Source organism: Vibrio galatheae (assembly GCF_000967545.1).
GTDB classification, from domain to species: Bacteria; Pseudomonadota; Gammaproteobacteria; order Enterobacterales; family Vibrionaceae; genus Vibrio; species Vibrio galatheae.
Map to the genome: position 1 here is coordinate 1 of NZ_JXXV01000001.1, position 23,195 is coordinate 23,195.

The window sequence follows — 23,195 nt, forward strand, 5'->3', positions numbered from 1 at the left end:
ACTCGGGAACCCCTCCAGGGTGTTTTCTATTCTCATTCAAGGAATAGCTTAAGTGATGTTTTCCCAACACATCTCTCAAGTGCGGAGCGAATCATAGCAAACTCGTAAAAGCTGTAAAGCCTTTTCTTATAATTTTGAATCGAATGGTGCCTTTTTGGGCAAAGATGGTAGGAATTGACCATAAAGCTCAATCAATCAACGGCTTTACTTACACAATATTTCTCGCTCTTTACATTAGTTGACGTTTATATTGCGTATAACTGGCTACAATACATTGAGTTTATTAGTACAGAATTTAAATCATGAAAAATAAAATTATTCTGAGTCTTCTTTCTCTATCTATTCTTGCGGCTGCGCCTAGCGCGTATGCCAATCGGCCTAAATCACCAGCTGTGACTGTGGTGACGGAGCAGGTACAAACCCATCAAGTGTCTCAATCACTGACTTTAGTCGGTAAATTGCAGGCGGACCAAGCGGTTATTATCTCGTCGGAAGTGACAGGTAAAATCGATCAAATTAGAGTCAAAGCCAAGCAACAGGTGACTCAAGGTCAAATGTTGATCAAGTTGGATGACGATAAAGCGCGTGCCGCAGTCGCGGAAGCTAAGGCTTATCTCAAAGATCAGCAACGTATTTTGCAAGAATACGAACGTTTGGTGAAAAGTAATGCGATAACTCAAACGGCAATTAATGCCCAAAAAGCCAACGTTGATATAGCACAGGCACGCCTAGATGCGGCGAACGCTAATCTAAAAGATTTACATATTACCGCGCCATTTGCCGGAACCGTAGGCTTTATTGATTTTAGTCGTGGCAAAATGGTCACGCCAGGTACCGAATTGGTCACGTTAGACGACCTTTCTGTCATGCGTTTAGATCTCCAAGTACCGGAGCGTTATTTGTCGCAACTTGCTCAAGGAATGAAGGTCAGCGCAACAACGGCGGCATGGAAAGGACAGGAGTTTAGTGGTGAAGTGGTGGGTATTGACTCACGAATTAGCCAAGAAACCCTCAATCTTCGGGTGCGAATTCACTTTGTTAACGCTGAGCAGCAATTAAAACCCGGCATGTTAGTCTCTGCAAAAATGGACTTTCTGCCCATTGAAGCACCCATTATTCCGGTTCAAGCGCTCGAATATTCTGGTACCAAGCGTTACGTCTATGTTGTTGGTGACAATGGCAAAGCAACACGGACGGAAGTGATTCTCGGCGCGCGGGTCGACAACCAAGTCGTGATTGAGCAAGGTCTTTCTATCGGCGACAAGATTGTTGTGCAAGGCATTGTCAATATGCGCGATGGCGTGGCAGTGTCAGAACTTGGCAGTGATGGACGCCCGAAGAGCCAAGAAGGGGATAACTGATGCTGCTCTCAGATATCTCGGTCAAAAGGCCCATCGCAGCATTAGTGCTAAGTTTACTGCTGTGTGTGTTTGGTATTGTCTCATTTAGCAAACTTGCAGTTCGTGAGATGCCAGATATAGAAAACCCGGTTGTGTCGATCAGCACCCGCTATGAAGGCGCATCGGCGACCATTATCGAAAGCCAGATAACCTCGGTATTGGAGGATCAACTATCGGGGATCAGTGGCATTGACGAAATAGAGTCAACGACACGTAATAGTATGTCGCGTATCACTATTACCTTTGAACTTGGTTATGATCTTAATACTGGGGTGAGTGATGTGCGTGATGCGGTTGCCAGAGCGCAACGTGCACTGCCTGATGAAGCCGATGACCCGGTGGTGTTTAAAAACAACGGTTCGGGTCAAGCCTCCTTGTACATTAACCTCAGCTCTTCCGAGATGGATCGTACTCAGTTGACCGATTATGTTGAGCGTGTGCTTCTTGACCGTTTTAGTTTGATTTCTGGCGTGAGTTCGGTCGATGTCTCGGGTGGGTTGTACAAAGTTATGTACGTCAAGCTAAAGCCAGAGCAAATGGCTGGTCGTGGTGTCACAGTGTCGGATATTACCTCGGCGCTGCGCAGTGAGAATGTTGAAAATCCTGGTGGGGAAGTTCGCAACGACCAAATTGTTATGTCTGTTCGTACTGCGCGTAGCTATAACCAAGCCGAAGATTTTGAATACCTAGTGGTAAAACGAGCCTCAGACAACTCACCGATTTATTTGAAAGATGTCGCTGATGTTTTTATTGGTGCTGAAAACGAAAACTCGACATTCAAGAGTGATGGCGTAGTCAACGTCAGTATGGGTATTGTTCCTCAGTCTGATGCCAATCCGCTAGAGGTAGCGACTCTTGTTCACAGAGAAGTCGATAATATTCAGCAGTTTTTGCCAGAAGGTACTCGTTTAGCGATTGACTACGACTCTACAGTTTTTATCGAACGTTCAATTACTGAGGTCTACAACACACTGTTTATTACCGGTGGTCTGGTTATCTTGGTGTTGTACATTTTCATTGGTCAAGTTCGAGCGACCTTAATCCCAGCGGTGACGGTGCCCGTGTCACTTATTTCGTCATTTATTGCCGCTTACTATTTTGGCTTTTCAATTAACCTGATTACCTTGATGGCCTTGATTTTGTCGATAGGCTTGGTGGTGGATGATGCTATCGTCGTCGTGGAGAATATCTTCCATCATATTGAGCGTGGTGAAAAACCCTTGTTGGCCGCATACAAAGGCGCGCGTGAAGTTGGCTTTGCGGTGATAGCGACCACCTTAGTTTTGGTGATGGTGTTCTTACCTATCTCGTTTATGGATGGCATGGTCGGCTTATTGTTCACCGAATTTTCCGTGTTGTTGGCGATGTCGGTAATTTTCTCTTCTTTAGTCGCACTGACCTTAACCCCTGTTTTGGGCAGTAAATTACTCAAAGTTAACGTTAAACCAAACCGCTTTAATCAATTGGTCGATAAAATATTTGGTTATCTTGAAGCCGGGTACCGCAAGTTATTGCAGGCTGCTCTGAAGTGGAAATTGGCCGCACCTTTGGTGATCATGGCGTGTATTGGTGGCAGTTGGGGACTGATGAAGCAAGTGCCTGCTCAGCTCACGCCGTCAGAAGATCGCGGCGTGATGTTCGCCTTTGTGCGCGGAGCAGATGCCACCAGTTACAATCGTATGGCGGCTAATATGGATATTGTTGAGCAGCGTTTATTACCTCTGCTTGGGCAAGGTTTCCTTAAGTCGTTTAGCATTCAATCTCCTGCATTTGGTGGTAACGCCGGAGACCAAACAGGCTTTGTCATCATGATCCTTGAAGATTGGCAAGAGCGCGATGTGACCGCACAGCAGGCGTTGGGCGAGGTGCGTAAAGCGTTGGCGGGTATTGCTGATGTGCGAGCGTTCCCATTTATGCCCGGTTTTCGTGGTGGCTCTAGTGAGCCTGTTCAGTTTGTGCTTGGTGGATCGGATTATGCAGAACTGAAAGCATGGGCGGAAAAGCTAGAGCAATTGGCCGAAGAATCCCCTTACATGGAAGGTGCTGATATTAACTACTCCGAGAGAACGCCAGAACTGGTGGTGTCGGTTGATAAACAGCGTGCGGCAGAGTTGGGGATAAGCGTTGAGGATATCTCAGAAACGTTAGAAATTATGCTCGGTGGCAGAAGCGAAACAACATTTGTTGAGCGCGGAGAAGAATACGATGTCTATCTACGCGGTGACGAAAACAGCTTTAACAACGCTTCTGATCTTAGTCAAATCTATATGCGTACTGCTTCTGGCGATTTGGTTACTTTAGATGCGGTAACCAAAATTGAAGAAGTGGCGTCATCGATTCGTTTGTCGCACTACAACAAACAAAAGGCGGTTACCATCACAGCTAACCTCTCTGACGGTTATACCTTGGGTGATGCGTTGGACTTTCTTGACCAACAAGCGATAGACGTTCTACCTGGTGATATATCGGTCAGTTACTCAGGCGAGTCAAAAGATTACAAAGAGAACCAGTCGAGTATTCTGGTGGTGTTTGCCCTTGCGTTATTGGTGGCGTACTTAGTTCTCGCGGCTCAGTTTGAAAGTTTTGTCAATCCGCTGGTGGTAATGTTCACTGTGCCAATGGGCGTTTTTGGCGGCTTTCTTGGTCTGGTTGTGATGGGGCAAGGGCTCAATATTTACAGTCAGATTGGGATGATCATGCTGATAGGTATGGTGACGAAAAATGGGATTCTCATTGTCGAATTTGCTAACCAGCTCCGCGATCGCGGCTTTGAGTTTGAAAAAGCGATTGTCGATGCTTCAGCAAGACGGCTCCGTCCAATTATGATGACAGCATTTACCACGCTTGCGGGTGCGATTCCTTTGATTATGTCAACCGGAGCTGGGTATGAAAGCCGAGTGGCTGTGGGGACGGTGATCTTCTTTGGTATGGGCTTTGCCACCTTAGTGACCTTGTTTGTCATACCGGCAATGTATCGCTTGATTTCATCGGGTACCCGTTCACCGGGGTATGTTGAAGCTGAACTGAACAAAGAACTTAACCATGATGTAAAAGCGCGCACCTCTCATGGTGAGTTAAACTAGGTGTAAAATCCAGGGTTGCTGTGGAAGCAGCAACCCTTCTTTAACTCGAATTAGCCGTAATTGACCGAGTAACGCGTTGGTTTGTGGTTCATTGCTAAGACAAGGTTTAAAGCAATAGCACCAATAATAGACAAGATAATCACCTGCGGAGAGACAAAGAAAAATGAGGCTACCAAAATACTAAAGTCGATCGCCATTTGCGATTTTCCAACTGAGATACCGAATTTATCTTGGATGAATAAACACAGCACATTAAAGCCACCCAAGCTCGATTTATGACGGAATAAAATCAGCATACCTAACCCCATCAACAGACCACCCGCCACTGCACAGTAAACTTCATTGATGCTGTCTAATGAAATCACTAAATAAAGGTGATCCGCGAAAACTGATACCAAAGCACCAGAAATTGCACTATTGATTGCAAAGCGAGCGCCAAAACGTTGCCATGCTAACAGGTAAAACGGGCAATTAGCGGCAAAATACAGGGTGCCAAAAGAGAGCGAGACAAATTGGCTCGCGAGCAGAGCAAGTCCGGTCGTACCACCAGTCAACAACGAAGCGGATTGTAAAAAGAAAACCCCTTGAGCGACGAGAAACGTCCCAGTCAAAATCGCGACCCAATCTTCTCTTCTTGAATGTTTTTCCATCAAATTGAAATTTAACTACTGAATAATGGCGTGCATACTATTTAAAAAATCAGGATTTCGGTAGCTTGAGAAGGAAATTTAAGGTAAACCTATGTAATTATCGTTTTACGGAGTGTAAAGGATAAAATTGACACTTATTCGGGGCGATCGCTGTGGGTAAATGTTCAATATGACATTCTTTGTAAAGCATTATGAAAAAACTGCATGTGAAAAAGTTGAATTTTCTCTTTATGCGCCAGATCAAATTATGTAGAATGCGCGTCATTAGCTTGATGCAAACGTTTGCGTAAGTGAAATTACGCAGATAATTCGGATCATTAGTCAGTTTTTTTGCAACTTTAAGTCTTAATCTGAGTCAGGAGATACAGATGCTAAAGCGTGATATGAACATCGCAGATTACGATGCGGAACTGTTCGCAGCCATCCAAGAAGAAACTCTTCGTCAGGAAGAACACATCGAACTTATCGCTTCTGAAAACTACACCAGCCCACGTGTAATGGAAGCTCAAGGTTCTCAGCTAACAAACAAATACGCTGAAGGTTATCCAGGCAAGCGTTACTACGGTGGTTGTGAGTACGTAGATAAAGCAGAATCTCTTGCGATTGAGCGTGCGTGCCAATTGTTTGGTTGTGAGTATGCTAACGTACAGCCTCACTCTGGCTCTCAGGCAAACAGCGCTGTTTACATGGCTCTTCTCAACCCAGGCGATACAGTACTAGGTATGAGCCTAGCTCACGGCGGTCACTTGACTCATGGTTCACCAGTTAACTTTTCTGGTAAGCACTACAACGTGATTCCTTACGGTATCGACGAAGCTGGCCAAATCAACTACGACGAAATGGAACAGCTTGCACTTGAGCACAAGCCGAAGATGATCATCGGTGGTTTCTCTGCTTACTCGCAAATCGTAGATTGGGCGCGCATGCGTGAAATCGCAGACAAAGCGGGTGCTTGGTTATTCGTCGACATGGCGCACGTAGCGGGTCTAATTGCCGCTGGTGTTTACCCAACGCCGGTACCACATGCTCACGTTGTGACAACGACAACGCACAAAACACTAGCAGGTCCACGTGGTGGCCTGATTTTGTCTAATGCTGGCGAAGAGATGTACAAAAAGCTGAACTCAGCAGTCTTCCCTGGCGGACAAGGTGGCCCTCTAATGCATGTTATCGCTGGTAAAGCGGTTGCGTTCAAAGAAGCAATGGAGCCAGAGTTCAAAGAGTACCAAGCTCGCGTGGTGAACAACGCAAAAGCGATGGTTGCTCAATTTCAAGAGCGCGGTTACAAAATTGTGTCTAATGGTACGGAAAACCACCTGTTCCTTGTTGACCTCATCGACAAAGACATCACAGGTAAAGATGCCGATGCAGCACTAGGTGCAGCAAACATCACAGTCAACAAAAACTCAGTACCAAACGATCCACGCAGCCCATTTGTTACGTCGGGTATCCGTGTTGGCTCTCCAGCGATTACACGTCGCGGCTTTACTGAAGCAGATGCGACTGAGCTGGCAAACTGGATGTGTGATGTGCTAGATAACATCGGCAACGAAGAAGTTATCGAAGCGACAAAAGCAAAAGTGTTAGAGATCTGTAAGCGTCTACCAGTTTACGCATAATCATTACTGTCATGATTTGATAAGGGCTTCCAATTGGAAGCCCTTTTTTATATATAAACGTTGGCAGTACAGAAGAGCCCTTAACTCTAACTTTTGGCTACACCAGTTTCGTAGCTGAATCATCAAAGTGTAAGGTACAAGCATTAGCTATGCTTATTTTGGCAGGCTTAATAATGTGCCTGATTTACAACTAAATGAATAGTAGTTGCGGCTCTCGCTAAATTTACCTAGGCCGCCACCATCACAATAATCAATGTTGATATCGCGCATGGTTTCTAACGTTTCTTCACTATTGAGTGCAAACTTAGAACCGTCTGAACATATGATTCGAACACGGCCATCATCACTCACTGAATAAATGTCCACTTCAGTGTTACATAGTTCGAAAGAGGCTTCTCGAAAATTGTCTTGCTGGGTATTTGTAGCACAGCCTGTTGTTACCGCCGCAAGGGCAAGTGCGGCCAATCCTAATGTTTTCATAGTAATCCTTGGGCGTTTATTTTGTAGTAGATACAGATAAGCCTATCTAACAGCTTGGTTTCATTCAAGGAAGAATAATAAAAAGGGCTGACTTATTCAGTCAACCCTCTCAATCGATGGCATACTTAATTAATTTACTTCTATCCCTTGCGCCTGCAGATCGGCGTGGTATGAAGAACGGACAAATGGACCACAAGCGGCATGAGTAAAGCCTAGTTCTAGCGCGATCTCTTTTAGTTCGTCAAACTCAGATGGTGGAACATAGCGCTCTACTGGTAGATGGTGACGACTTGGCGCTAAGTATTGCCCAAGCGTTAGCATGGTCACGCCGTGCGCACGAAGATCTTTTAGTACTTCAACGATCTCTTCTTTGGTTTCACCCAGCCCCATCATTAGACCTGATTTGGTTGGTACGTCTGGGTGTTGCTGTTTAAATTTTTGCAGTAGCTGCAGAGACCACTTATAGTTTGCGCCCGGACGAGCTTTACGGTACAGACGTGGTGCAGTTTCTAGGTTGTGGTTGAACACATCTGGCGGATTGTCTTTCATTAGTTCCAGCGCTACGTCCATACGACCACGGAAGTCCGGTACTAGAGTTTCAATCTTGATATTCGGGTTAAGCTGACGAATTTCACGGTTACAGTTGGCAAAGTGCTCCGCACCGCCATCACGTAAATCATCACGGTCTACTGAGGTGATAACGACGTATTTCAACTTCATATCCGCGATGGTTTTCGCCAGTTTTTGCGGCTCTTCAGCTTCAACAGGCAGTGGACGACCATGAGCAACGTCACAGAAAGGGCAGCGGCGAGTACAGATTGCACCTAGGATCATGAAAGTTGCTGTGCCGTGATTGAAACACTCAGCAAGGTTCGGACATGATGCTTCTTCACATACAGAGTGAAGGTTGTTCTTACGCATTGCAGATTTTATATCTTGTATGCGCTGGCTGTCAGCTGGCAGCTTGATCTTCATCCAATCAGGCTTACGCAGTATCTCTTTCTGCTCTGAAGGCATGTTTTTGACTGGAATTAATGCCATTTTGTCGGCGTCGCGATATTTAACGCCTTTTTCCATCTGGATCGGTTTGCTCATGCTTCTCTTACTTCTCGTTACTGTTGGGCTTGTGGCTTGCTTGTGTGTCAGATTCGACCTGGTCATAGTCCAGCAAAGCAACCAGTTCTTCGACCAGTTTAGCTTCTACTTCGGTAATATTATTTGGCCCGCCAAGTTGGCTGACTTGGACCATTTCCATTCCTGCATAACCACATGGATTGATACGTAGAAAAGGGCTTAGATCCATATTCACATTGAGAGCTAAACCGTGGAACGAACACCCTTTACGGATTCTAAGTCCCAAGGAACAGATTTTCTTCCCATCTACGTAAACACCCGGTGCATCTGGGCGCGCTGCTGAGTCGATATTGTATGCTTTTAGAGTATTGATTACGAGGTTCTCGATGTGAGTGACGAGCTCACGAACCCCAAGTTTTTTACGACGAAGGTTAATTAGGAAGTAGGCCACTAACTGGCCTGGGCCATGGTAAGTCACCTGACCGCCTCTATCACTTTGTACCACCGGGATGTCTCCGGTATTGAGTAAGTGCTCAGCTTTGCCTGCTTGTCCTTGAGTGAAGATTGGATTGTGTTCGACAAGCCACACCTCATCAGGTGTTTCTTCAGTCCGGTTATCTGTGAAGTCATGCATTGCTTGCCAAATCGGCTCGTAGTCTTGTCTTCCTAGATGTTTAACAACAAGCTGGTTTTGCATTCCGCTCTTCCATCGTCGGTTAATAAAGTCAAAGGATTATAAACTGCTTCGGGTTAAGGAACTATATACTAGTAACACATTTTTAACTCTAGAGTTTTTATAGAACAATTATCTACTTGATATCTAAAAAGAAAGCAGCTTTCGCTGCCTTCAAAAAAAATTGATAATATCAAATTAAATTATAGAACCATGCGCACGATTTCGATTTCGCCGAGTTCTTTGTACAGTATTTCAACCTGCTCAATTGAGGTAGCCGTAATATTGATCGACACTGAATGGTAATTGCCTTTTGCGCTCGGCTTAACCTTAGGGCTGTAATCACCTGGAGCGTGGCGTTGGATTACCTCTAAAACCAATTCAGGAAGTTCAGGCTTCGCATGGCCCATTACCTTGTATGTAAAAGAACAAGGGAACTCTAGCAGGTCTTTCAGTTTGGCGTCTGAGTTAATGTTCAGCATTTTGAAACTCCAAGTTGGGAAGTCGTTGTTAGCAGCGCGGAATAGTACTGTCTATCGCGCCTGATCTCAAGACTCCCTTTATCTACTCTTTATAGGGCGTAAAACAAAAAAGCCGCGCAGTGCGGCTTTTATTAAAGCTAAGTACCAGAATTACAAGAAGCTTTTGAACAGCATAACAATGTAATCCCAAAGGCGACTAAATAGGCTACCTTCTTCCACATCCTCTAAAGCAAGAAGTGGGTACTCTGCAATATCTTCACCTTCTAGTTGATAGTATAGCTTACCAACTACGTCACCTTTCATAATTGGGGCTTCAAGCTCTTTTTCAAGGATGAAGCTTGCTTTTAGGTCTTTCGCTTGGCCACGTGGCAGCGTTACGTAAGTATCTTGTTCTAAGCCGAGAGCAACCGTATCTTTGTTACCCATCCAGATTTTTTCTTCAACGAAAGTCTCCCCTGCTTTATGTGGCGCAACGGTTTCGAAGAAGCGGAATCCATAGCTGAGGAGCTTTTTGCTTTCTGATTTGCGAGCATTAGCATTTTTGGTGCCCATCACAACAGCAACTAAACGCATTTTACCTTCGGTAGCAGAGCTGACTAGGCTGTAGCCAGCATTGCTGGTATGGCCCGTTTTAATACCGTCAACGTTCATGCTTTTATCCCACAGCAGGCCGTTACGGTTGTACTGAGTGATGCCGTTGTAGGTGAATTTTTTCTCTGAGTAGATACGGTACTCTTCTGGCACGTCACGGATAAGCGCGCTACCAAGCAGAGCCATATCGTAAGGGGTAGAGTAAAGACTTGCGTTATCTAGGCCATGCACGTTGGCAAAGTGAGTATCTTTCATGCCAATGGTGTCAGCCCAGGCATTCATCAGATCGACAAAAGCATCTTCTGAGCCTGCGATATGCTCAGCCATCGCGACACAGGCGTCGTTACCTGATTGAATGATGATGCCACGGTTTAGGTCTTCGACTTTGACTGTGGTGCCGACTTCGATGAACATTTTCGAAGAGTCAGGGAAGTTCTTCGCCCAAGCATTTTTACTAATAGTGACATCGTCTTGAAGAGAAATATTGCCGCGTTCAAGCTCTTGACCGATCACATAACTTGTCATCATTTTAGTCAAACTCGCCGGAGATAACTTGGTGTTCATCTCTTTTTCAGCCAGAACTTTTCCTGAATGGTAATCGAGCAAAACATAGCCTTTTGCCGCGATTTGAGGAGCGTCTGGAACGACGATTGGTGAAGCGAATGCAGAAGATGCGAAAGTTGCAGAAAGCGCAATAGAAGACGCAAAAGCTGATTTTAAAAGCGTTGTTTTTTTCATATTGACTACAGAATTATCGTTGACTGTCCATATCTTAACAGAATCAATCTCTCAAACCAGTGTAGGTGTTTGGATACACTGGGTTGAGGACTAGTGGGATTTTATAAAAGCACTGGTGTAACCCAAATCTTTCACTTGCTCAAGTGCCTTTTGGCTTTGCATATAGTCACTAAATGGGCCTAAGAACACTCGATGGAGTTTATCACCTGAATTGACATAACTCTTAACCGAAAGTTTTTGACTCAAATCTTGCGCTAAAGTTTCAACGCGATCTTGATGTTGTGATGACGCGACCTGAACCACGAATTTAGACAGTGACTGCTGTTTGCGCGTTTGAGCTGGTTTGTCGACAACAATGACTTCGATTTCAACGTTGGCTGTACCTGTGCGAATCACGTCGAGTTTTAACGCCGCAGCATAGCTTAAGTCGATGATTCGCCCTTCATGAAATGGCCCTCGGTCGTTGACTCGGACTATTGTTGTCTTACCGTTGTCTTTATTGGTCACTTTGACATAGCTAGGAATGGGCAGCTCTTTATGCGCAGCTGACATTGAGTACATGTCATAAATTTCGCCATTGGAGGTTAGGTGACCGTGAAATTTCTTACCGTACCAAGAAGCAATACCTGTCTGCTTAAAGTCTTGTGGATCTTTAATTATGGTATAGCTTTTACCTCGTAGGGTGTAGTTGCGATTGCCCCCTAAGCTGTAGGACTCATACATCGGAGTCGCATCTTCAATATGATCGACACTGATGGGCGCATCTGGAGCAATGTCATCGTCAATTGTATAGCGTTTTGACGGTGCAGACGAACAACCGACCAGAATCAAACTAGCCGCGAACGTGAGCCATAATTGCTTATTCATCATTTATATTGCCTTAGAGAATGCTTTTCTATGGGTATGGATCGACATCAAAATGCCAAAGCCCGCCATTAAGGTGACCATTGAGGTGCCACCATAACTGATAAGCGGAAGCGGTACGCCAACAACAGGTAAAATTCCACTTACCATGCCGATATTGACGAAAACATACACAAAGAAACTGAGCACGATACTGCCTGCCATCATACGGCCAAATGCAGTTTGTGCTTTACTCGCCAGCACAAGACCGCGTCCGATAATAAATAGGTATAAGCCAAGTAAGATTAAGATCCCGACTAGGCCCCATTCTTCGGCAATAACGGCAAAGATAAAGTCCGTATGCCGTTCAGGAAGAAATTCCAATTGTGATTGAGTTCCTTGCAGCCAACCTTTACCAGAAATACCACCTGAGCCAATGGCAATTTTACTTTGGATGATGTGGTAGCCCGCCCCAAGAGGGTCGGACTCTGGGTTGAATAGGGTACGCACACGGACTTTTTGATATTCGCGCATTAAAAAGAACCAAAGAATCGGTAGAAATGCGCCCAGTCCACATGCGGCGGCGAGGATGATCCTCCAACTGATACCAGCTAAAAAAATCACGAACACACCAGATGCAGCGATAAGGATTGAGGTTCCTAAGTCGGGCTGTTTGGCGATTAAAATGGTTGGTACAAATACCATCACCAACGACATGACGAGAGTTTGGAATGTTGGTGGAAGTGGGCGTTTACCTATGTATCTTGCTACCATTAAGGGGACGGCAAGTTTCAATAGCTCTGATGGCTGAAAACGCACAAAACCAAAGTTTAACCAGCGCTGCGCCCCTTTAGACGCTTCACCAAAAAACAGTACGCCGAGCAGGAGGATCACGCCGACAACAAACATCAGTGGTGCGAGGGCTTCGTAAGTCCGTGGCGGTATTTGTGCTAGCAGCAACATTACGCCGAGCGACAAGGCCATGCGCATGGCTTGTCTGTCCATCATCGCTAAGCTTTGACCGCTGGCGCTATACATCACAACTAGACCAAATCCCATCAGGACTAAGATGCCAAGTAACAGCGGCAAATCTAAATGAAAGCGTTCAAAAAGAGCGCGGTTTTGACCTGTTGCAGGGTTCAAATCCATGGTTATTTCGCCTCTTTGTTTTCTACAAGCACGTGGTCAAATATCTTTCTTACCACTGGCCCGCCCTGAGAAGAGCCGCCACCGGCATTTTCTAGTACCATAGTGACAATGAGCTCTGGGTTCTTAATCGGAGCAAAACCGGTAAACAACGCGTGATCGCGCAAGTGTTCGGCGATTTCATCGGCATTGTATTTTTCGTCTTCTGCTAAGCCAAATACCTGAGCGGTACCTGACTTACCGCCACTGACGTACTTAGTATCAGTAAAGGCTCTGCGAGCTGTTCCTTTTTTACCGTGGTTGACCAATCGCATACCTTCAATGGCCATATCCCAGAATCTCTCTTTGACCCCAACAATTGGTGGGTACGTTTCTATTTCTGACAGCTCTCTGGTTGCAAACTCTTCGCCGTTATTGATCGTTGCTCTGAGTAGGTGTGGTGCAATCACTTTGCCACGGTTAACGAGAACGGATGTTGCTTTCGCTATTTGCATTGGTGTCGCAGTCCAGTAACCCTGACCAATACCGACCGGAATCGTATCGCCTTGGTACCAAGGCACTCGGTGGCGAGTCATCTTCCATTCACGCGTTGGCATATTGGCTTTACTTTCTTCGTAAATATCAATCCCTGTGTAGTCGCCAAAACCGAACATCATCATCCAGCGTGAAATACGGTCTATACCCATATCGTAGGCAATTTGATAGAAGAAAGTATCGACCGACTCTTCAATCGATTTGACGATGTCGACTTTACCGTGCCCCCAAGAGAGCCAGTCACGAAATGGACGAGTCTTAGAATTTGGGATTTTCCAATAACCGGGATCGTTGCGTGTGGTGTAAGGTGTGACCACCCCTTCCTGAAGCGCCGCTACCGCCATAAAAGGTTTAATCGTCGACGCTGGTGGGTAGATACCTAAGGTTGCGCGGTTTACCAGTGGGCGGTTCTTGTCATTTAATAGTGCGCTGTATGCTTTACCAGAAATACCATGTACGAATGCATTTGGGTCATAACTTGGGCTAGAGACCATAGCTAAGACTCCGTTGTCTTTGGGATCGAGCACGACAGCACTACCACGGCGATCATCCAGTAACTCATGAATATAAAGCTGTAAGTCGATATCAAGGTTGAGCACGATATCTTTGCCCGGTACTGGCGGAACGTATTTTAGTGTGCGGATAACTCGTCCGCGGCTGTTTACTTCGACTTCTTGGTAACCTGCTGTACCGTGCAGCATATCTTCATAATAACGTTCAATCCCCAGCTTGCCGATATCACGCGTCGCTTGGTAATTGGCTTCTTTTTCTTCACGTGTCAGGCGCTCTATATCTTTATCGTTGATTCGTGAGACATAACCGATCACGTGAGTCAGAACTTCACCGTAGGGATAGTGCCTCTTGAGCGCGGCATTGATCGCAACTCCTGGAAAGTTGTGCTGATGAACCGAAAACTTAGCCACCTGCTCTTGAGTAAGCTGAGTTAACAGAGGAACGGACTTAAAGCGGCGCGTTTGTCGGCGCTCGCGGCTAAAACGTTCTACTTGCTCTGGCGTGATAGTTAAAATTTGCTGCAAACGACGAATGGTATCGTCCATATCGTCAACTTTTTCAGGGGTGATTTCGAGGCTAAATACTGGGCGGTTTTCCGCAAGCAACGTACCATTTCGATCGTAAATTAGGCCGCGATTGGGTGCGATAGGCACAACCTTGATTCGGTTGTCGTTTGAGCGAGTTTTGTAATCTTGGTATTGGTTGATCTGAATATTGTATAAGTTGGTAACCAATACTCCGACCAAGGCAACAATGCCAATGAAAGCGACAATAGCACGACTTCTAAACAGCCGTGCTTCTTCATGGTAATCCCTTATCTGGGTGCGCTTCCGTAACATTAATGGTTATTCTCGGTGGTAAGGGTGGTTCGCAGTGATGCTCCACGCTCGGTATAAGCTCTCAGCCATCACGATACGTACTAATGGATGAGGTAAGGTTAAGGCAGACAGTGACCAGCTTTGATCTGCTGCGGCTTTACATGCGGGCGCTAGGCCTTCAGGTCCACCGATAAGAATCGAGACATCTCTGCCATCAAGCTTCCAACTTTCTAATTGTTCCGCTAGCTGTGGTGTATCCCACTTTTTGCCCGGGATATCGAGAGTAACAATTCGATTGCCTTTTGGCACGGCGGCTAGCATAGCTTCGCCTTCTTTTTGCAGAATCCTTGCAATATCGGCATTTTTACCGCGTTTTCCTGCGGTGATTTCCACCAGTTCCAGCGGCATATCGTGAGGAAAACGGCGGCGATATTCTTGAAAGCCTTCTTCAACCCATTTGGGCATTTTTGTCCCGACGGCAATCAGCTGTATCTTCATTGCTTAGCCCCAGAGCTTTTCCAGTTGATACAACTCGCGTTGCTCTTCCTGCATCACGTGAACAATAGTATTACCCATATCCACAACGACCCATTCGCCCTCAGCTTCACCATCAATAGCGAGAGGCTCTAACCCTGCCAGTTTTGACTCTTTTGCAACGTGTTCAGCAATGGAAACAACATGGCGCTTTGATGTGCCAGTGCAGACGATCATAAAGTCGGTAATGCTTGATTTGCCCTGAACATCAATCGTTTGAATGTTTTGTGCTTTCATATCATCCGCTTTGTCAGCAAGGAAGTTGTTTAACTCATCAAATTGCAAGGTGTTGTCCTCGTTGGTGTTGTGCTCTGCACAGGATAGTCTCTTTTTCGGCGGCGAAGTATAACACGCTTTCTACAGCTGCACTTGCGCTAAGCATATCTCAGCACTCAACTGATGTAATAGTGGCCAACTAGGCTGTTCATACTGGGTCTTAGCCAATAGTTCAGCTTTAGTAAGTAACTGAAGCAATTGTATAATCTTTTCCGGTTGCAAGCGATTCAAAGCTAAAGAGTATAGTGGTCGCTTGGATTGCCAAATACGAAAGCTCTCAAATACCTGATTAAGAGGTTGCAATTTGGCTTGATTCGCCATGCTCAAAAGCTGCACTAGCTCTTTTTGAATGGTTCGAATCAGAATGACACTTTCGGTTCCTTCGGCTTCAAGCTGGCGTAAGATGCGCTGTGAACGCTTTGCTTTGCCTGCCAATAACGCATCGACCCAATGAAACGCGGTGAAGTGGTTGTGGCGACTGAGTGACTCTTCAAGTCTAACTAAGGTTAAAACCCCGTCAGGATAGAGCAGAGCTAACTTTTCCAAGCTTTGCGTCAGTGCAAATAAGTTTCCTTCGTGCCACTGAGCAAGCATTTGCACGGCTTCTTGATCTGGCTTAAGATGCAAAGCGCGGCATCTGGCCTGAACAAACTGTGGCAATCTTTGTAGGTCAGGGGTTAAACAGTTTACCCAGCAACCTTGGTTTGCAAGTGTTTTAAACCATTTAGCGTTCTCTTGCGCTTTGGTTAGTTTGCTGCCAATTACAACAAGAATGACATCGCTATGCAGTAGTTCAGAAACAGCGAGCAGCTCTTTGGCTATTGCTGCGTTGGTGCCTGTGTCAGGGAGTTCTAGTTCAATAATCTGTTTAGATGAAAATAAGCTCATCGCTTGGCAGCAGTCGTAAACGAGGCTCCAGTTAAACGAGTTATCGATTGCAAAACGATGCCGCTCTTCGAACCCTTGCACCAACGCCGCTTTTTGTATCGCTTGGCGGGATTCTTGGATTAGGAGAGGTTCATTCCCGAAAATGAGGTAAGTGGGATGGAGCTGCTTAGAGAGCTGCTCCATCAAACGATCGGCGAAAATTCGCATAGTGTCGGTTAGTTTACTGGTTGTTCAGAGGTGAGGCTATCTTGGCTTTCTTCGGCATAAAACGTTTTTACGCGGTACTGCTCTTCTTCCTCTTTGATCAAGGTTTCCGTCTCGTCTTCCAACTCCATGCTACCCGCTTCAATGTTTGCTTTTAGGCGTCCCATTTGACGGATAATTTGTGATGAGGCGAGTTTGCGCATTTCGTCTTCAATCATATCGCGTTCAACTGACTTTGCTAGGGCGGTCAGTGGGTTGTCCAGATAGCTACGTGTTACGCTCACGGCAAATGTTTTAGAGCCGAGATCGGGAATGGTCACGCGATATGAAGCGCGGAATGTGAGTTCTTTTTCAGCTGCGCGGGTGTTTTGGTAGAGCGAGAGTGTACGCTCACCAACGCCTTCACTTAGTAGGTGTAGGTTGGGAATGTTCGCTGCTGGCTGTACTACGTCTATTTCACTCATGCGTAGCTGTCCCTTCATCATGCGAGTGAATGTGCTGTATTGGTCGTAGCTGGTCAGTGACATGGTGTCTAACTCTTCAGGGATCGAGTAATCACCGCGTAAGTGGAAGCCACAGGCGGAAAGCAGGCTTGCCAAAAGCATAACACTGGTGAGTTTTACTAAAGACAACGAAATAAGACGCGATGCACAACGAAACATGGGTTTAGAGCTCTCGATTATTGGAATACTTATCTTAGGATTCTAATTCTAAATAAGAATATAAAACCATAAGATAAGTAAAGCAGGGTAAGGGTTTACCCTGCTTAAGACTTAGATTAGTGCGATTAGTTCGCAACACATTCTTAGTTAGCAACGATGTTGAGAAGTTTACCCGGTACATAGATAACTTTACGTACAGTAAGACCTTCAGTGAACTTCACCACGTTCTCATCTTTCAGGCCAAGCTCTTCAACATGCTCTTTAGTTGCGTCTGCTGCCACTGTCAGTTTCGCACGTAGCTTACCGTTCACCTGAACAACGATCGTCTTCTCGTCTTCAACCAGTGCTTTTTCGTCGAACGTTGGCCATACCGCGTTGTCGATGTTTGACTCACCTAGCGCAGCCCATAGCTCGTATGAAATGTGCGGAGTGATTGGGTAAAGCATTGCAACCACAGCTTTTAGCGCTTCATCAAGGATCGCACGGTCTTGCGCTGAGTCTTGTGGCGCTTTCGCTAGCTTGTTCATCAGTTCCATGATAGCCGCGATTGCTGTGTTAAATGTTTGGCGGCGAGCGATATCGTCAGTCACTTTAGCGATAGTCTTATGAACATCACGACGTAGTGCTTTTTGATCACCAGTTAGAGCTGAAGTATCAACGGCTTCTGCCGCACCTTTCTCTGCGTGTTCTTTCACTAGTTTCCAAACACGTTTCAGGAAGCGGTTCGCACCTTCTACGCCAGATTCTTGCCATTCAAGTGTCATGTCTGCTGGAGACGCAAACATCATGAATAGACGCACTGTATCAGCGCCGTACTTATCTACCATCTCTTGGGGATCGATACCGTTGTTCTTCGACTTAGACATTTTGATCATGCCAGAGTGAGTTACGTCACGACCTTGGTCATCTTTCGCTGAAGTGATACGGCCTTTACCGTCACGCTCTACAGCAACATCTGTTGGTGCAACCCATTCTTTACCGCCTTTGTCGTTCTCGAAGTAGAACGCGTCAGCCAATACCATGCCTTGACATAGTAACTGTTTGAACGGCTCGTCAGACGTTACGTAACCAGCGTCACGTAGCAATTTGTGGAAGAAGCGCGAGTAGAGTAGGTGCATACAAGCGTGCTCGATACCACCAATGTACTGGTCGACTGGTAGCCAGTAGTTGGCTTTTTCTGGATCTAGGATGTCGTCTGCTTGTGGACTGCAGTAACGTGCGTAGTACCAAGAAGATTCCATAAAGGTATCGAAGGTATCAGTCTCACGTAGAGCTGGATCGCCGTTGAAGGTTGTCTTCGCCCACTCTTTGTCGGCTTTGATTGGGCTAGTTACGCCGTCCATGACCACGTCTTCTGGAAGAATCACGGGTAGTTGGTCAGCAGGTACTGGGTGAACTTCACCGTCTTCAGTGGTTACCATTGGGATTGGCGCGCCCCAGTAACGTTGACGAGATACACCCCAGTCACGTAGACGGAAGTTAACTGTCTTCGTGCCTTTGCCTTCTGCTTCTAGCTTGGAAGCGATTGCATCAAATGCCGCTTGGAATTCTAGGCCGTCAAATTCACCAGAATCGAACAGGACGCCTTTCTCTGTATATGCCGCCTCAGAAACGTCTAGCTCGCCGCCGTCAACTGGTTTGATTACTGGCACTATGTCTAGACCGTACTTAGTTGCGAACTCGAAATCACGCTGGTCGTGTGCAGGTACGGCCATTACCGCGCCTGTGCCATAGTCCATTAGTACAAAGTTGGCTACGTACACAGGCACTTCGCGGCCGTTCAATGGATGAATCGCAGTAAGGCCTGTCGCCATACCTTTCTTCTCCATTGTCGCCAGTTCAGCTTCAGCAACTTTAGTGTTCTTACACTCTTCGATGAAGGCTGCTAACTCTGGGTTGTTTGCTGCGGCGATAGTTGCAAGAGGGTGACCAGCTGCGATGCCCACGTACGTTACACCCATAAGTGTGTCAGGACGCGTTGTGTAAACTTCTAGGTCTTGTTGACCTTTCACTTCAAACTTTAATTCAACACCTTCAGAGCGGCCAATCCAGTTGCGCTGCATGGTCTTAACCATTTCAGGCCAGCCATCGAGATTGTCTAGATCGTCCAGTAGCTCTTGAGCGTATTCAGTGATCTTGATAAACCACTGTGGAATTTCTTTTTGCTCTACAGGCGTGTCACAACGCCAGCAGCAGCCATCTTCAACCTGTTCGTTGGCCAGAACCGTTTGGTCGTTTGGACACCAGTTAACAGAAGATGTCTTCTTGTAAACTAGGCCTTTCTCGTAAAGTTTAGTGAAGAACTCTTGTTCCCAACGGTAGTACTCAGGGGTACAGGTTGCGAATTCACGGTTCCAGTCGTAACCAAAGCCTAATAGCTTAAGTTGGTTTTTCATGTACTCAATGTTTTCGTAAGTCCATGGTGCTGGTGCAGTGTTATTTTTTACCGCAGCATTTTCAGCAGGGAGGCCAAACGCATCCCAACCGATAGGTTGCATGACGTTTTTACCTTGTAGGCGTTGGAAACGAGAGACTACATCACCGATTGTGTAGTTGCGCACGTGCCCCATGTGAAGTCGGCCACTTGGGTAAGGGAACATAGAGAGACAGTAGAATTTTTCTTTATTTGGGTCTTCATTTACAACAAAAGTCTTGTTGTTATCCCAGTGCTGTTGAACTTTTTGTTCAATGTCTTGCGGGTTGTATTGTTCTTGCATCGATGATGTCCGGTTATCTTGGAATTTGTGAGTTCGGTTAGAACAGACTTAAATAGATCGTCATAGAATACCTAAAGCAAAGGTGCACAACAATAGCCAATCCATACTCTGCTAAGCTTTAGATGTTAAGCAGGCGACCGTGAGTCGACATATCATGTTGGTTTGTAGGATTCATTTCGGAGGTCAACGATGCCAAAAAGAAAAACAGGTTATGAAGAGATGCTGGAAGATGTGGTTGAAACGCTCAAGCACAGTCCAGATGAAGTTAATCATGTTATTGAAACTTCTGAGAAAGTAGCTCAAGCCGCCAATGATCTGACTAAAGATGAGTTAGCTTTGGTCTCTGCGTATGTCAAATCAGACTTAAAAGAGTTTGCTGAAAACTACGAAGAATCAAAGAGCGGACCGTTTTACTTAATGGTGGCAGACTCTATATGGCAGGGATTGTTAGAGATTACCGATCGAACTAAGGTGGAATGGATTGAGCTATTTCAAGATTTAGAACATCAAGGGCTTTATCAAGCTGGCGAGGTAATTGGCTTAGGGGTTTTAGTCTGTGATGAATGCGGTCATAAAACGCAATATAACCACCCGACCGTGATTACTCCGTGCACTCACTGTGGTAATAAAGGGTTTAGTCGTCAGGCGTTAAAACCTTAGAGCAAGGCATCGGCAGCTAGTACGTGCTCGACGTACAAAATCGATTACTTAGCTATCAGCGATTGTAACCAACAAGAATGATCAAAGACTTATTCTGATTGAGATTAAAAGGAGGAGTTGCATCCCCCCCTTCATATTGGCACCTTAGCGTCTAGCTCTCCAGCCAATCAGCAAACTCAACACGACCCAAATGTAAATCGGCCAAGTACCGAGTCGTCGATATAGCGTTTCACCATTTGTCGAGGTGACTTCAGCACGCAGAACCGCCGTTTCGAATTGTGGGATTTGCGCTGTAATATTACCTTTGTGATCAGTCACTGCTGTTATGCCGTTATTAGTGGCACGAATGACGGGTTTACCTAACTCCAAGGCGCGCATTCGCGCTATTTCCATATGCTGTAGCGGGCCTATCGAACGCCCGAACCAAGCATCGTTTGACAGGGTAAGAATAAAGTCGGTGTCGCGATTGGTATTTCGTCTTACTTGTTCATTAAAAATAATTTCGTAGCACAGTGCTGCTGCCATTTTTTTGCCATTGGCGCTGATATTAGGCTGAATAAATTCGCCGCGGCTAAACGAAGACATAGGTAGATTAAAAAATGGCGCGATTGGTCTGAGAATTTCTTCAAATGGAACAAACTCACCAAACGGCAGTAAATGGTGTTTATGATAGCGTAGGCTCATATCATAACGATAGTCACCGTTTGGGTTGTTACCTAATGTCAGTATGCTGTTATAGAACTGCTTATCTTCGCCTTGATTGATGATACCGGTTATCACTGCACTGTTATTCATGCGCGCGGCGGAATCTAGATTGGTCAAGAAAGATGAAATTTCGTATTCCAGGGCTGGAACGGCTGCTTCTGGCCAAACGATGATATCTGCGTCCCAGTTTTCGCGTGTCAGGTCTGTGTATCTCATTATGGTAGGCCAGCGCTGACTCGGCTTCCATTTGAGTTCTTGTGGAACATTGCCTTGAATGAGGGCAACTTTGGTGATTTTCTGAGGGTTAGGTGTTACCCATTGCGCTGACTTTAAGCCATACCCGGTCATAAAGATCACTGCAGGGACCAATAATAACACCCATTGGCGTTTTACACAGGCATAGGCGAACGAAGCTGCGCTGAGAACAACAAGTAATGTTATCAGCTCAACGCCACCAAGTGGGGCAAAGTTACCCATTGGGCTGTCTATCTGACTGTAGCCAAGCCACAACCAAGGGAAACCTGTCATTACCCAGCCACGTAGCCAGTCACAAATAAGCCACAACGCTGGTGCGGCTAGAATAAAGCGTGACTGTGTGGCTGCGGGGAAAAAGCGATTCAGGCTCCAAGTAAATAGGGCGCAATACAAGGCTAAGTAGCTGACCAACAAAGCCATAAGAAAAACACTGGCAACTTTTGGCATACCACCAAAAGTATCAATACTGACATGTACCCAACTGATCCCTGTCGCGAATTGACCCAGTCCCCAAGCGAAACCGATCCACAGTGCTCTTTTGGTGGATTGTTGATGAATTAACAGCAGTAAAATCGCCGGACTGATAAAAGCTAACGGCCAAAGCTGGTAAGGGGCAAATGAAAGTGTGGTGATAGCGCCAACAAAAACGGCCGCAAGCGGCCGTTTGAGGCGATGAAAAAGCGAATTTATCATCGTATAGTTCTACTTGACCCTGTATGGGATATTAGCGTTACTCATCGGTAGAGTTAGCAATGAGTTCTTCGTCAGGAATAGTGACCTGAAGTTGCATAACACGGCGGTTGTCTGCCGAGGTTACTTTGAAGCTGTAACCTTCAATTTCAACCACTTCGCCACGAGAAGGAAGATGACCAAATGCCGTCATAACCATACCGCCAACAGTGTCGACTTCTTCGTCGCTGAAAGAGGTACCAAAAGTATCGTTAAATTCTTCGATGGTGGTTAACGCTTTGACAGCAAAGGTGTGCTTGCTCAGCTTACGAATATCCAGCTCTTCTTCATCGTCGAATTCGTCTTCGATTTCACCAACGATTTCTTCTAAGATATCTTCAATGGTGACAAGGCCGGAAACACCGCCAAACTCATCGACTACAATCGACATATGGTAGCGTTCTTCGCGGAACTCCTTAAGTAGGCGATCAACTCGCTTACTTTCTGGTACCACGACGGCAGGGCGGATCACTTGTTCGATATCAAATGGTTCGCTGCCAGAACCTAAGTATTTTAGTAAGTCCTTTGCTAACAGAATACCTTCAACATGGTCTTTATCTTCACTGATCACGGGATAGCGTGAGTGCTGAGCATCAGTGATGAGGTTAATTAAAGTGTCTAAATCGTCACTACGATCAACCGTTACCATCTGAGAGCGCGGCAACATAATGTCACGTACGCGCATCTCTGAAATCTCCATGACGCCCTCAAGCATGTCGCGGGTGTCGTGGTCGATCAGGTCATTTTCTTCAGAGTCGCGGATAACATCTACAAGCTCTTGGCGGTCTTTTGGTTCACCTTGGAAAAGTTGACCTAGGCGTCCGAAGAAGGACTTTCTACTCGGACCTTCAGATTTTTCTTTCTTACCTTCTAGAGACGAGGGCGAATTGTCGTCGTTCATTGTTTCTCATTTAAGTAACG

At 45.9% G+C, this 23,195-nt stretch carries 20 protein-coding genes; 4 read left to right on the forward strand and 16 right to left on the reverse strand.

Annotated elements, in window-relative coordinates:
* Positions 1–302: 302 nt before the first annotated feature.
* Positions 303–1,361 carry an efflux RND transporter periplasmic adaptor subunit gene (locus TW81_RS00005; RefSeq protein ID WP_045953676.1) on the forward strand — a complete coding sequence of 353 codons (1,059 nt, stop codon included), beginning with the start codon at positions 303–305 and terminating at the stop codon, positions 1,359–1,361.
* Positions 1,361–4,483, forward strand: coding sequence for a vibriobactin export RND transporter permease subunit VexH (vexH, locus tag TW81_RS00010; protein WP_045953677.1), 3,123 nt, complete (start codon positions 1,361–1,363; stop codon positions 4,481–4,483). Before TW81_RS00005 ends, vexH begins: the two co-directional genes overlap by 1 nt.
* Positions 4,484–4,533: 50 nt before the next feature.
* On the opposite strand, the gene TW81_RS00015 is transcribed toward vexH, so the two are convergent.
* On the reverse strand, positions 4,534–5,133 hold the full coding sequence (locus TW81_RS00015; protein ID WP_045953678.1) for a DUF6198 family protein: 600 nt from the start codon (positions 5,131–5,133) through the stop codon (positions 4,534–4,536).
* A 368-nt stretch (positions 5,134–5,501) separates the two neighbouring features.
* On the opposite strand from TW81_RS00015, the gene glyA reads away from it, so the two are divergent.
* Complete coding sequence (gene glyA / locus TW81_RS00020; protein ID WP_045953679.1) at positions 5,502–6,752, forward strand: serine hydroxymethyltransferase; 1,251 nt, start codon at positions 5,502–5,504, stop codon at positions 6,750–6,752.
* 153 nt (positions 6,753–6,905) lie between these two features.
* Here the strand turns inward: glyA and TW81_RS00025 are convergent, their stop codons facing one another.
* The 13 genes from TW81_RS00025 to leuS all read right to left on the reverse strand — a co-directional run bounded on the left by TW81_RS00025 (position 6,906) and on the right by leuS (position 19,925).
* The gene (locus TW81_RS00025; RefSeq protein ID WP_045953680.1) at positions 6,906–7,232 is read right to left on the reverse strand and encodes a hypothetical protein; all 327 of its coding nucleotides are present in this window, start codon (positions 7,230–7,232) and stop codon (positions 6,906–6,908) included.
* Positions 7,233–7,361: 129 nt separating this feature from the next.
* Positions 7,362–8,327, reverse strand: coding sequence for a lipoyl synthase (lipA, locus tag TW81_RS00030; protein ID WP_045953681.1), 966 nt, complete (start codon positions 8,325–8,327; stop codon positions 7,362–7,364).
* Positions 8,328–8,334: 7 nt separating this feature from the next.
* Positions 8,335–9,003, reverse strand: a complete 669-nt coding sequence (gene lipB / locus TW81_RS00035; RefSeq protein ID WP_045953682.1) for a lipoyl(octanoyl) transferase LipB — start codon at positions 9,001–9,003, stop codon at positions 8,335–8,337.
* 179 nt (positions 9,004–9,182) lie between these two features.
* Complete coding sequence (gene ybeD / locus TW81_RS00040; protein WP_045953683.1) at positions 9,183–9,461, reverse strand: DUF493 family protein YbeD; 279 nt, start codon at positions 9,459–9,461, stop codon at positions 9,183–9,185.
* A gap of 150 nt (positions 9,462–9,611) precedes the next feature.
* The gene (locus TW81_RS00045) at positions 9,612–10,790 is read right to left on the reverse strand and encodes a serine hydrolase (RefSeq protein WP_045953684.1); all 1,179 of its coding nucleotides are present in this window, start codon (positions 10,788–10,790) and stop codon (positions 9,612–9,614) included.
* 90 nt (positions 10,791–10,880) lie between these two features.
* Positions 10,881–11,660 carry a septal ring lytic transglycosylase RlpA family protein gene (locus TW81_RS00050; protein WP_045953685.1) on the reverse strand — a complete coding sequence of 260 codons (780 nt, stop codon included), beginning with the start codon at positions 11,658–11,660 and terminating at the stop codon, positions 10,881–10,883.
* Entirely contained in the window at positions 11,661–12,782 is a 1,122-nt protein-coding gene (gene rodA / locus TW81_RS00055) for a rod shape-determining protein RodA (RefSeq protein ID WP_045953686.1), read from the reverse strand.
* 2 nt (positions 12,783–12,784) lie between these two features.
* Complete coding sequence (gene mrdA / locus TW81_RS00060; protein ID WP_045953687.1) at positions 12,785–14,665, reverse strand: penicillin-binding protein 2; 1,881 nt, start codon at positions 14,663–14,665, stop codon at positions 12,785–12,787.
* Positions 14,666–14,671: 6 nt separating this feature from the next.
* Positions 14,672–15,142 carry a 23S rRNA (pseudouridine(1915)-N(3))-methyltransferase RlmH gene (gene rlmH, locus TW81_RS00065; RefSeq protein ID WP_045953688.1) on the reverse strand — a complete coding sequence of 157 codons (471 nt, stop codon included), beginning with the start codon at positions 15,140–15,142 and terminating at the stop codon, positions 14,672–14,674.
* Positions 15,143–15,145: 3 nt separating this feature from the next.
* Entirely contained in the window at positions 15,146–15,463 is a 318-nt protein-coding gene (gene rsfS / locus TW81_RS00070; protein WP_045953689.1) for a ribosome silencing factor, read from the reverse strand.
* A gap of 72 nt (positions 15,464–15,535) precedes the next feature.
* Positions 15,536–16,549 carry a DNA polymerase III subunit delta gene (holA, locus tag TW81_RS00075; RefSeq protein WP_045953690.1) on the reverse strand — a complete coding sequence of 338 codons (1,014 nt, stop codon included), beginning with the start codon at positions 16,547–16,549 and terminating at the stop codon, positions 15,536–15,538.
* Between the two features lie 8 nt (positions 16,550–16,557).
* Entirely contained in the window at positions 16,558–17,208 is a 651-nt protein-coding gene (locus TW81_RS00080; RefSeq protein ID WP_045953691.1) for an LPS-assembly lipoprotein LptE, read from the reverse strand.
* A 143-nt stretch (positions 17,209–17,351) separates the two neighbouring features.
* Positions 17,352–19,925: a leucine--tRNA ligase gene (gene leuS, locus TW81_RS00085; RefSeq protein ID WP_045953692.1), complete on the reverse strand. Its 2,574-nt coding sequence runs from the start codon at positions 19,923–19,925 to the stop codon at positions 17,352–17,354.
* 189 nt (positions 19,926–20,114) lie between these two features.
* Between leuS and TW81_RS00090 the strand changes: the two genes are divergently transcribed.
* On the forward strand, positions 20,115–20,585 hold the full coding sequence (locus TW81_RS00090) for a zinc ribbon-containing protein (RefSeq protein ID WP_045953693.1): 471 nt from the start codon (positions 20,115–20,117) through the stop codon (positions 20,583–20,585).
* Positions 20,586–20,729: 144 nt separating this feature from the next.
* On the opposite strand, the gene lnt is transcribed toward TW81_RS00090, so the two are convergent.
* Together lnt and corC are read right to left on the reverse strand one after the other, a co-directional pair.
* The gene (lnt, locus tag TW81_RS00095; protein ID WP_045953694.1) at positions 20,730–22,238 is read right to left on the reverse strand and encodes an apolipoprotein N-acyltransferase; all 1,509 of its coding nucleotides are present in this window, start codon (positions 22,236–22,238) and stop codon (positions 20,730–20,732) included.
* A gap of 37 nt (positions 22,239–22,275) precedes the next feature.
* Positions 22,276–23,175 (reverse strand): CNNM family magnesium/cobalt transport protein CorC, encoded by a 900-nt coding sequence (gene corC / locus TW81_RS00100; RefSeq protein WP_045953695.1) that lies wholly within the window; start codon positions 23,173–23,175, stop codon positions 22,276–22,278.
* Between the last annotated feature and the right edge of the window lie 20 nt (positions 23,176–23,195).